This is a genomic window from Frankia sp. Cppng1_Ct_nod, from assembly GCF_920656135.1.
GTDB classification, from domain to species: Bacteria; Actinomycetota; Actinomycetes; order Frankiales; family Frankiaceae; genus Protofrankia; species Protofrankia meridionalis.
Window position 1 is genome coordinate 74,079 of sequence record NZ_CAKKTK010000010.1, and the last position, 10,908, is coordinate 84,986.

Consider the following 10,908-nt stretch of genomic DNA (forward strand, 5'->3'; position numbering starts at 1 on the left):
TCCCGGGTTTGGTCGAGGGCTTGGTCACATCGTCTCCGAAATTGAAATGTTACGTAGGGTATCCATCGAATGGCATTTTTGATCATGTGGATGCTGGTGGCTGTCGTGGCACCGCGGGACGTGGTAGGTCTGAAGGATGCTCGTAGCATTCAGCGTGACACCGATCGGAGCCGGCGAGGACGTCGGCGACCTGGTCGCCGAAGCCGTGCGTGTCGTGCGGGCCAGCGGCCTGCCCAACGAGACGAACGCGATGTTCACGACGGTCGAGGGGGAGTGGGACGAGGTCATGGCCGTCGTACGAGGGGCGGTCGATGCCGTGTCTGCCAGGTGCGGGCGGGTGAGCCTGGTCCTCAAGGCCGACATCCGAGCCGGGACCACCGACGCGCTGCACGCGAAGGTCGCCTCGATCGAACGACGTCTGGCGGAGCCCGGTCGGATTCGCGAGGTTGACGCACCGTAGACCTCAGGTGTGCCGAGGCAGTGTCCGGTATCGCTGTTCAGATGCAACGATGGGGGCATGCCACGGAGGTCAACCATGTCACCTGGGTCCCCCCCGCCGGGATCGGTGCCACCTGGGTCGAGGAACGCCGTGTCCGGCGATCCACGGCTTCCCAGTCAACTTGCGAGTCTGCGTTTTGCCGGAGCGGTCCCACTCGACCCGAAACCGGCGCCGACGAGACCGCCAGCGGGTGTCGGCGGGTCCCGGCCGACACCGCCGCGGGACGGTTCCCCGACGGGACCGGTCATCATCGACGTCAGCGAGGAGACGTTCGCCACCGAGGTCCTGCAACGCTCCATGCAGACCCCGGTGGTCATCGACTTCTGGGCTGCGTGGTGTGGTCCGTGTAAGCAGCTCAGCCCCATTCTGGAGCGGTTGGCGGAGGCCGACGGCGGGCGCTGGGTGCTGGCGAAGATCGATGTCGATGCCAACCCGCAGCTCGCCCAGGCCGCGGGCGTCCAGGGCATCCCCGCAGTCAAGGCCGTCGTCGGCGGTCGGATCATCGGTGAGTTCACCGGAGCGGTGCCCGAGCGCGAGGTCCGAGGCTGGCTCGACCAGCTACTCACCCTTGTCGATGAGGCGTCCGCCGGCCTGGCTGCGGGTGCGGACCCGGACCTGGCGGACCCGCACCACAACGCGGCGGAGGAGGCTCTGACCCAGGGCGACCTCGATGCCGCCGCCGAGGCCTACCGTTCCAGGCTCGCCGAGGCTCCGGACGACGCGGACGCGGTCCTGGGACTTGCCCGGGTCGAACTCTTCCAGCGGGTGGCCACGATCGATGTCGCCAGCCTGCGCAGCCGGTTGTCGGCCGACCCCGACGATGTCGAGGCAGCCGTCATGCTGGCTGATGTCCTGGTCGCGAAGGGCGAGGTCGAGACGGGCCTGAACCGGCTCGTCAGCGTTGTCTGGCGGACGGCCGGCGACGAGCGGGAACGGGTGCGGGCCCACCTCGTCAGCCTGTTCCAGGCGCTCGGGGATGAGGAGCCGGCGGTTGCGCCTGCCCGGCGCGCGTTGTCGGCCGCGCTTTTCTAGGGCGTCAGCTCAGGGAACCGGGGTTCCTGGCGGCTCGGCTCCGCCGATCCGCCAGCTCCGGACCTGGGCGGTGGTCAGCCGGCGTCATCGGCATCGGTATGGCACCGTACGGCGATGAGCGCGGCCGCGCTCATCGCCGCACCCAACAGGACGCACACGATCCCACCGGCCGGTGTCGGGCTCCGGCGGCTCAGCGCCGACACCGACGTCCACAGGCCGGCGCCGAGCAGTAGTCCCCAGCCCACCGCGATGACCGGAGCGGTCCTGTGCCGCCGGCCCTCCTGCAGCGCACGTCGCTCCCCTTCCAGATACGCGGCGGCGATCAGTACGGCGAGGATGCCACCGAAACCCATGGCGCTGGCAATCGGCGGTTGAGTCGGCCTGACGGTCAACTCGCGCAGAGCGAGTCCGGTTCCTGTCCTGATCCCAGCGTCGCTCCGGTCCGTGACGACGATGGTCTCGATCCGGCCCTGGACCGCGCCACCCGCCAACCAGCGGCCCAGCGAGGTGGGCGGGACGGTGGTGCGCCAGGCCTGGCCCGCGGCGGCGGTGACCGGCTCGCTGGTCGAGGTCCCCAGGGGAATCCCGGACGCGGATAACGACAGCCGTACCCGGAACGTGGCTGCCCGTGCGGCTCGACCGGAAACCTCGACCGCTTCGGACAGATCAAAACGCACCGTCGATCCGCCGGTTCCCACCTGCAGGTCCGGGCCCTCGTAGCGCGGCGCTGTCCTCGCCGGCCAGGTGAACGCGAGGACAACCAGCAGCACCGCGGCAATCAACGCGACAAGGGCTGGTAGCCGGGGGGACGGCGGGCCAGGCGGAAGATCCTCCACTGGGACGAGGGAGGCGCTGTCTCGAATCGGGGCCGGGGTGACGTCCACGATGACGGTCGGTCGTACCGACACCGGATCCTCTCCGGGTACCGGGAGGACGGGTCCGGACCGCGCCGCAGGGGTCAGTGCCTTCCGCACGGCCGGCGACATGTCCCGCAGTCGCAGGCCGGAGGCATCCAACCAGCCTGCCCCGAATGCCACGGTGGCCCTCGCGGCAATCTCCTCGGCGAAACTCCCGGCGCTGGGTGGACGCTGCTCCCGGTGGTAGGCGAGACCTCGCATGGTGATGTCGGCAAGCGCCGCCGGTACTGTCGCGCCGGGATGCGGTGGGGGACCCGCTGTCTGTCGGGCATGGTAGGCACCCACGCCGCCCTGGGGCGAGTAGGGCAGCCGACCGGTCAACAGCAGGTAGAGGACGGCCGCGGCGGAATAGATATCGGTGCGCTCGTCAAGAGCGCGCTCGCCGCGAGCCTGTTCCGGCGACATGTAGCCAAGCGTGCCGCTGACCGTGGGTCGTCCATCGCGGGTGGCCAGGGTGGCTTCGCCGCCGACGATTCGGGCCAGACCGAAGTCGGTGACCTTCAGCGAGCCGGAATCATCGAACATCGCGTTCCCGGCCTTGATGTCCCGGTGCAGCATCCCGGCGTCGTGAGCGGCCTGTAGGCCGGTGAGAACGGAAAGCGTCGCGGCGCAGGACTGCTGCATCGTCAGCCCGTACTCGGTGAAACGCTCTCGGAGCGTGCCGCCGGACAGATGCTCCAGCACCAGGGCGCAGACCCGCCCTGCCTGCGCCGGACCGTCAGCGGGGACCTCGGCGTCGGTGTAGTCATAGACCCGGACCACGTGCGGGTGGTCCAGCCTGGCCAGGGCTTTTCCCTCCTCACGGAAACGAACCCGGATCTCGGGGACGGCGGCGAGCCTCGCGGGCAGGAGCTTGACGGCCACCCGACGGGCAAGATCCGAGTCCCAGCCGGCGTAGACGACACCGCCGGAACCACGGCCGAGCTCGTCGGTCAGCCGATACTTGGGCAGTGCGGCGACCAGCTCCGGCGGAGCTGGCGTCACCTGTCCACTCCAGGGGATGCCACCGGCCGCGGCGAGGAGGACGTTGCGCCAGTCGGTGACGCGGGGCGACCAGCGGACGCCGCCCGACCCGGCGGCCGGCGCGATCCTGCGGCGTCGTCCCACGGCGGACGGCGGGGACCCGGGTCTGGAGTGAGATAGCCGAGAGCGAACGAGAACAGGCCCATCCCGAGGATCAAAAATGGCTCGGACGTAGCCGAAGGAGCTGTCACCCGCAGGACGGAGAGACTGACGACAGCGACAATGCCCAACCCACATCCGCCAGGAACGAAGCGCAGCGCGCGCCGAGCACGGTTCACCGGAAGCCGCCGGCGGGCCATCGTGATCAGTACGGCCACCCACAGGACCGCGCTGACCCCAAGCATGGCGAGCCCGAACGTGCCGTACGTGGATGCCAGCGAGCCACGGACATCGGCATTCCCGTCGGTGGATGCGACGACATGACGGCTGGTGTCCCGTAGGGAAATATTGATCGGTAGCAGGCCGGTGGCCTGGCTGTTGAGGTCGTTCGTGTCAACATCGAGCCGCCAGACGGCAGAACCGTGCGCGGGAACGGCCAGCTTGACCGACACGTCGAAGACGTAGAAAACCAGGCCGAACACCCGGCCGCTGGTCCGGATCGACCTGATATCAACAGATTCCGGACGGTTGTTGAATACCGTGATAACGAGGTGGGTCGTTTCGTCTGCGGCCAGGGTGATGCGTTCGCCCCCGACGGTTCGGCCGTTGATCGTGGCTGAAAGTCGTATGTCGTCGCCGGCCGCGGCTTCCGCGGGCGTTGCCACAGCGAACAGTGCGACACATACGAGCAGGAGAACGACAGCCGCGAGACATTTCCGCCCACGACGTGACATGCTCGCCCCATTAGGCCGTCCGATTATGCTCACCGAGATGCTACTGGAGTGACCGTCTGACGTCTCTGGTGTCGAGAAGTCCCGTACCGGACAGCTCGATCCCCTGGTAAAACCGTCAGTCGCGGTCGACCATGACGTCACATGTTCACGGGGGGTGTCGTGACTGTTCGTCATCGAAATGCGCGGGCGGTGACCGCCTTCGCGGTGACCGCCATCGTTCCCTGCCTGCTTCTGCTCGGCCTCGCCTTCGTGCCCTCGACGACCCTGACGACCATCACACCGCCGACGGCTACGCCGGTAACGACCACATCCGCCGCCATGCAGACAGCGGCTCAGGAAACGCCCACGGCATGTCCTGCCGACTCGACATTCGTGGGCGGCACATGCGTGTCGCAGCCGCGCCTCACGTGTCCGGATGACGCGACGCTCACCGGATCCACCTGTGTCAGCCAGCCTGGACTGATCTGTCAAAATGGTGCGACTCTCGCCGGGACGAACTGCACCACCCCACCGAAGCTCACCTGTAAGAGCGGAAGCCTCACCGGCTCCGACTGCGTGACCCCCGCCAGGCTCACCTGCCCCACCGCAACGACCCAGACCGGCTCGTCCTGCACCAGCCAACCCACCCTGAAATGCCCGGAAGGCGCAACGCCAAGCGGTTCCACCTGCCTGACCCAGCCGGTACTGAAATGCCCGGTGGGTGCCACCCTGAAAGGGTCCGACTGCGTGACCCCGGCGACGGTCACCTGCCCCACCGCAACGACCCGGACCGGTTCGTCCTGCACCAGCCAGCCCACCCTGACATGCCCGGCGGGCGCAACCCGGTCCGGGTCGAACTGCACGACCGTGGTGGACAAGGAATGCCCGAGCGGCACCACGACAACCGAGGTGGGTAGTTGCACGGCAGCCGTCGGACGCGACGGTTCGTGCCCGCCGGGCACCATCAAATACACGTACAACACCGCGACAAGCACCACCAAACCCACGAACAGCGTGGTTGCGGCACCTTCTTCCTATTGTAGTGGGGATCCGGTATGCCCGACCGGCACACAGAACAGCTCCGGCCGGTGTGTGAAGGTAACGCAGGCCGAACCCGTGTGCGCGGTAGGCACCCTTGACAGCTCCGGAAAGTGCGTGACCTCGGGCGGTTTCGTGTGTGCAACCGGCAGATCCGACGGGTCCGGCGGGTGTATCACACCGGCCAACCCGACCTGCGCAACCGGCACGCCCAACGATGCCGGGAAATGCGTTGCACCAGCTGAACCGGTCTGTGCGACCGGGAAACTCGACGGCTCCGGAAAATGCGTCACCCCGGCTGACCCTGTCTGCACGACCGGGAAACTCGACGGCTCCAACTGTGTGAGACCGGCTGATCAGGTCTGCGCGACCGGGAAACTCGACAGCTCCGGAAAATGCGTCACCCCGGCTGATCAGGTCTGCGCGACCGGGAAACTCGACAGCTCCGGTAAGTGCGTTAAGCCAGCCGAATCAGTCTGCGCAACCGGTAAAACCGACGGAACCGGCAGGTGCGTATCCGCACCCCAGTGCGCGGCGGGGACGAAACCAGGTCCCGACGGGCTCTGCCACAAACTGCAGGACTGCCCGGCGGGACAGACTCCCGGGCCGAACGGCACATGCGAGAAGGCGTGCCCGAACGGAACGACGAGAGCCGCCGACCGGACCTGCACCACAAGGACTGTGTGCCAGGACGGTTCTGCCGTGCCCGCGGGAGCGGCATGCCCGCTGGTACTGGTCACATGTGCCGACGGTTCGCGTGCCCCGCACGCACAGGATTGCCCGCCACCCGTCCAGCACTGTGCCGGCGGGGCCACGGTTCCCGCGGGGCAGAAATGCCCGCGGGTTGGTCCCGGTGACACGTGCCTGGACGGCAGCCGGCCGGACGCCACCGGGAAGTGTGCGGTGGCGCCATCTCCGGTGCTCTGCCCAGGTGGGGTGCGGGTGCCGGTCACGCAGGCCTGCCCCACACCACCTGCGCCATCCACGAACACCTGGCCGAAGGCGATCCCGGTTCCGCGCCTCGGTGAACTCATGCTCGACCAGTCTGTCGTGGCGGCAGGGAACACGCTGTTCGCCCGGGGAGCGGGCTGCGATCCGTTGGCGAAGGTCGTCCTGACCGCGGACAGCCAGATTGTCGGGACGACGATCTCCGACACCGCCGGCCGGTTCGAGGCACCGGTGCAGTTCGCCGATTTCCGAACCGGTCGCCGGATCGTGGTGGCAACCTGCGGACCCACCCTGACCGCGCCGGTGGACATGGTCCTTTCCGGCTCCACCGGCGGAAACTCGACCACCTATGTCCTGTTGCTGTTCTTCCTGCTCGCCGGCTTCCTCATCGTCCGCTTCCAGTTCGCGGACGGGTTCGCCGCCCGACGTCGATGACAGGCCGTCAGAACTTCATCACTGCAATCCCGGACGCGAGGAAAAGAAAACGGCGGAAACCCGCCGCCTGACAGAGGGCGGCGGGTGGCGGGCGGCGGGTGGCGGGCTCGGTCAGCTCTGCTCGGAGCCCTCGTATGCCAGCCAGAGAGTCGCCAGAGCAGGCAGGGTCAGGGTCACCGACGCCGGCCGGCCGTGGTGGGTGGAGTCCACTGCGACCACCGCGCCGAGATTCCCCAGCCCGCCGCCGGAGTATTCGGTGGCGTCGGTGTTGACGACTTCACGCCAACGGCCGGGGAACGGCAGGCCGAGCCGGTATCCGGTGTGGGGAACCCCCGCGAAATTGGTCACGCAGGCGAGTACCGAGCCGGACGCGTCATCGCCGGGCGCCGTGGGGCCGGACATGCCGTTGCCGGGCGCCGCGGGGCCGGATACCGGATCGCTGTCGGCCCACCGCAGGAAGGAGAACACGTTGTCCCCGGAGTCGTTGGCGTCGATCCACGAAAAGCCGTCCGCGGAGGTGTCCTGTGCCCACAGCGCGGGCATGGCCCGGTAGACCCGGTTGAGATCCTTCAGCAGCGTGGACACGCCGCGGTGGCGCGGGTCGTCGAGATGCCACCAGTCCAGCGACCGTGCCTCGGACCACTCGGCGTCCTGCGCGAATTCCCCGCCCATGAACACCAGCTGCTTGCCGGGATGCGCCCACATGAAGCCGTACAGCGCACGCAGATTGGCCAGCTGCGCCCAGCGGTCACCGGGCATCCTGCGTAGCAGTGATCCCTTCCCGTGTACCACCTCGTCGTGGCTCAGCGGAAGGATGAAGTTCTCCGAGTAGGCGTACATCATGGAGAACGTCAGCTGCTGGTGGTGGTAGGAACGAAACACCGGTTCCCGGGCCAGGTAGTCGAGGGTGTCGTGCATCCAGCCCATGTTCCACTTGAAACCGAAACCCAGGCCCCCGAGATGGGTCGGGCGGGTGACGCCGGGCCAGGCCGTCGACTCCTCGGCGATCACAACTGCGCCGGGGACCCGTCGGTAGACCGTGGCTGTGGTCTCCTGCAGGAACGACACCGCCTCCAGGTTCTCCCTGCCTCCGTGGATGTTCGGCACCCAGCCACCGTCGGGCCTGGAATAGTCGAGGTAGAGCATGGACGCGACAGCGTCGACCCGCAGCCCGTCGATGTGGAACTCCTCGAACCAGTACAGTGCGTTCGCAACCAGGAAGTTGCGTACCTCGGGCCGTCCGAAGTCGAAGACGTAGGTCCCCCAGTCGGGCTGCTCACCGCGGCGTGGATCGGGATGTTCATACAGGGGTGTGCCGTCGAACCGGCCGAGTGCCCAGATGTCGCGGGGAAAGTGCGCCGGCACCCAGTCGACGATGACGCCGATCCCGGCCTGGTGCAGCTGGTCGACCAGCTGACGGAAATCGTCGGGATCACCGAACCGCGAGGTCGGGGCGTAGTAGGCCGAGACCTGATAGCCCCAGGATCCGCCGAACGGATGCTCGGCCACGGGTAGCAACTCGACGTGGGTGAAGCCCATGTCCCGCACGTAGGCGACGAGTTCGTCCGCGAGCTCCCGGTACGACAGCCCCTTGCGCCAGGACCCCAGGTGCACCTCGTAGATCGACATTGGCGCGGCATGCCAGGAGGTGCGCCGGCGCCGGGCCAGCCACGCCTCGTCGCCCCAGGTGTAGTCGGATTCGAAGACAACGCTTGCCGTGGCCGGCGGGTTCTCGGTGTGCAGCGCGAGCGGGTCCGCCTTCTGCCGCCATACGCCGTCGAAACCGAGGATCTCGTACTTGTAGCGGCAGCCGCCGCCGATGTCGGGCACGAACAGCTCCCACACGCCCGCTGCCCCCAACGAACGCATCGGGTAGGCCCGGCCGTCCCAGAAGTCGAAGTCACCCACGACACGGACGCCGCGGGCGTTCGGCGCCCACACGGCGAACCCGACTCCGCTGATCTCGCCAGTGGTGCCCGGGTAGCGTCGTACGTGCGCGCCGAGCGCCTTCCAGAGCTGTTCGTGACGGCCCTCCCCGATGAGATGGCGGTCCATCTCCCCAAGGGTCGGTAGGTAACGGTAGGGATCGTCGACGACGTGCGTCGCGTCGGAGTAGCCGACCTCGAGACGATAGTCGGGAACCGTGCCGGTCGGCAGTGCTGCGGCGAAGACCCCACCGCTGTGCAGTCGGTCGCATTCGAATCGTTCGCCGCCGGTGAGGACGACGACCGTCATCGCGTCCGGTCGCAGCGCCCGCACGATCGTCCAGCCCCCGTTTGGATGGGCGCCGAGGACGCTGTGCGGGTCGTGGTGCGATCCGCTCACGAGCCGCTCGAGTTCGCCTGCCTCGACCAGCAGGGACGGGGGAGGCGAACCCTGCTGGTCGGCCAGGGCGATCCGATACGACGAGCCGCCGTCGTTGCTGCCGTTGCTGCCGGCATCACCGTCGGAAAGACCGTGAATGTGGTCCTGGTCGGGACCACCCGTCGCGTCGTCGGTATTGATCATGGACAACACGCCATCCTTAGCCCCGCTCGGGGCCTCCAGCCGCACGAAAAGAACTATGATCGCACGGCCTTCGGCCTACTAGGAAAATGGTCATCAGGCCGCGGCCGTCAGCCGTTCGACCGAGCCGAGCGGGATCCGCAGCCAGGATGGTCGGTGCCGCGCCTCGTAGACGACTTCGTAGACGGCCTTGTCGAGCTCGAAGGCCCGCACGAGATCGGCGTCCTCGCGTGGATCCTGCCCGCAGGTACTGGTATACCCGTCGCAGAACGCATCACGGTTACGGGTCGCCCATTCCTGCGCGCGGTAGATCAGTGCGGACTCGTTCTCCCGTTCCAACAGCAGCGACTGGGCCGCGTAGTCGAACGACCGGAGCATGCCCGCGATATCGCGGTGAACCGGCTGTAGTGCTGTACGGTCCGTGACAGGGCGGGCCGGTTCGCCTTCGAAGTCGAACAACACCCAACCCGAGTCGACCCGCAGGACCTGGCCAAGATGGTAATCCCCGTGAATGCGCTGCAGGTTGAGCGGCCGGGTCCGGTGGGCCAGCACGTCGTAGGTGTCCCGCAGCATCGGCTCGAAGGCCCGAAGGTCCGACACGACCTCGATCGCGGAATCCAGCCGGTCGTGCATCTGCGCTGATTCCACCCGGAACGTCTCAGCGTCGCTCGTCGCAGTCGGAAGTGTCTGCGCGAGGAGGCGGTGTACGTCCGCGGTGGCGGCGCCCAACCGCTCGGACTCGGCCGCGAAGTCGCCACCGACCTCGTCCGCGTGCAGGTCCACCTCGGCGTAGAGGTCGCGGACGCTGGCGAGCGCGAGCCGCCATCCTTCGGTGCCGCTGCGCATGAACTCCTGCATGAAGGCGAAGGTGGTGGGGACGCCGTCGAGGGTGCCGTCCAGCCAGGACAACGGCCGGGCCACAGCGGAACTGCCGGCACTCGCGAGCGCCCGGGTGATCTCCAGATCCGGGTTCGTCCCCGCCCACAGCCTCCGGAAGACCTTCAGGATGTAGGCGTCGCCGTACACGATCGAGGTGTTGGACTGCTCGGCCCCGACCGCGTGGGCTGGCAGCGTCTCCAGGTCCTCGAGCGTGTACGGCATGAGCCCGTCCTGGGCCTGACGCCCCTGGATGAAGGCCAGCAGGGCGGCGCTGCCGTCCGGGTCGTGCAGGCCGTCGTACACGAGACCGTCCTCGGACTTGCCGAGGAAGAAGCTCTCATGCCCGTAGGGCGCATCCGGTCTCGTGACGAGCGGTATCTGGTAGCGGTCGGCTGGTCCCCGATCGGCGTACCGAACCTCGACGACGAGGTGTCGCAGCAGCTCGCAGACCTGGACGTCCTGGAGGATGTGCAGATTCCCCCAGGTGCGTCCCTTGCCCGCGAACCATCGCTGTCGCGGCAGCCAGGAGGTCAGCAGGGCGATCAGATCGGAGTCGTCGCTTACCACCATTGGCCTCCCCGCGCGTCATCATCGAGGTTCATCTCGTCGACCTTACGTGTCGGTCCATCAGGGGGTAAATTTCCCCGGACTGGTGAGCGCGAACCAGTAATGCCCGTGTCCGGGCAAGGTCAACAGATATGGCAGTTCCCCGATCGGTGGAAAGCCCACCCCACCGAGCAGTTCGACCGGTACCATTCCGACGAATCTGCGCAGATCAAGTTCGACCGGTTGCGCAAAGCGCGAGAGGTTGGCCACGCAC

At 67.6% G+C, this 10,908-nt stretch carries 10 protein-coding genes; 3 read left to right on the forward strand and 7 right to left on the reverse strand.

Annotated elements, in window-relative coordinates; translation table 11 throughout:
- Positions 1-136 precede the first annotated feature (136 nt).
- Both NBW77_RS05375 and NBW77_RS05380 read left to right on the forward strand, forming a co-directional pair.
- Complete coding sequence (locus tag NBW77_RS05375) at positions 137-460, forward strand: MTH1187 family thiamine-binding protein (protein WP_250279357.1); 324 nt, start codon at positions 137-139, stop codon at positions 458-460.
- Positions 461-517: 57 nt separating this feature from the next.
- Positions 518-1,531: a tetratricopeptide repeat protein gene (locus NBW77_RS05380; RefSeq protein ID WP_131748299.1), complete on the forward strand. Its 1,014-nt coding sequence runs from the start codon at positions 518-520 to the stop codon at positions 1,529-1,531.
- Positions 1,532-1,605: 74 nt separating this feature from the next.
- On the opposite strand, the gene NBW77_RS05385 is transcribed toward NBW77_RS05380, so the two are convergent.
- The 4 genes from NBW77_RS05385 to NBW77_RS05400 form a co-directional block, all read right to left on the reverse strand.
- The gene (locus NBW77_RS05385; protein ID WP_165486274.1) at positions 1,606-3,432 is read right to left on the reverse strand and encodes a serine/threonine-protein kinase; all 1,827 of its coding nucleotides are present in this window, start codon (positions 3,430-3,432) and stop codon (positions 1,606-1,608) included.
- Complete coding sequence (locus NBW77_RS05390; RefSeq protein ID WP_165486273.1) at positions 3,429-4,304, reverse strand: hypothetical protein; 876 nt, start codon at positions 4,302-4,304, stop codon at positions 3,429-3,431. Before NBW77_RS05390 ends, NBW77_RS05385 begins: the two co-directional genes overlap by 4 nt.
- 170 nt (positions 4,305-4,474) lie before the next feature.
- Positions 4,475-4,624: a hypothetical protein gene (locus NBW77_RS05395; RefSeq protein ID WP_165486272.1), complete on the reverse strand. Its 150-nt coding sequence runs from the start codon at positions 4,622-4,624 to the stop codon at positions 4,475-4,477.
- A 147-nt stretch (positions 4,625-4,771) separates the two neighbouring features.
- Positions 4,772-5,281, reverse strand: coding sequence for a hypothetical protein (locus tag NBW77_RS05400; RefSeq protein ID WP_131748295.1), 510 nt, complete (start codon positions 5,279-5,281; stop codon positions 4,772-4,774).
- A gap of 982 nt (positions 5,282-6,263) precedes the next feature.
- Between NBW77_RS05400 and NBW77_RS05405 the strand changes: the two genes are divergently transcribed.
- Entirely contained in the window at positions 6,264-6,704 is a 441-nt protein-coding gene (locus tag NBW77_RS05405) for a hypothetical protein (protein ID WP_250279358.1), read from the forward strand.
- Between the two features lie 111 nt (positions 6,705-6,815).
- Here NBW77_RS05405 and glgB read toward each other — a convergent pair whose 3' ends face one another.
- From glgB to NBW77_RS05420, 3 genes are all read right to left on the reverse strand, one after another.
- Positions 6,816-9,212, reverse strand: coding sequence for a 1,4-alpha-glucan branching protein GlgB (glgB, locus tag NBW77_RS05410; RefSeq protein ID WP_131748261.1), 2,397 nt, complete (start codon positions 9,210-9,212; stop codon positions 6,816-6,818).
- Positions 9,213-9,305: 93 nt separating this feature from the next.
- Complete coding sequence (locus NBW77_RS05415) at positions 9,306-10,655, reverse strand: maltokinase N-terminal cap-like domain-containing protein (protein ID WP_502799438.1); 1,350 nt, start codon at positions 10,653-10,655, stop codon at positions 9,306-9,308.
- A gap of 60 nt (positions 10,656-10,715) precedes the next feature.
- The coding region (locus NBW77_RS05420; protein WP_250279359.1) for an alpha-glucosidase C-terminal domain-containing protein at positions 10,716-10,908 on the reverse strand (193 nt) is incomplete at its 5' end.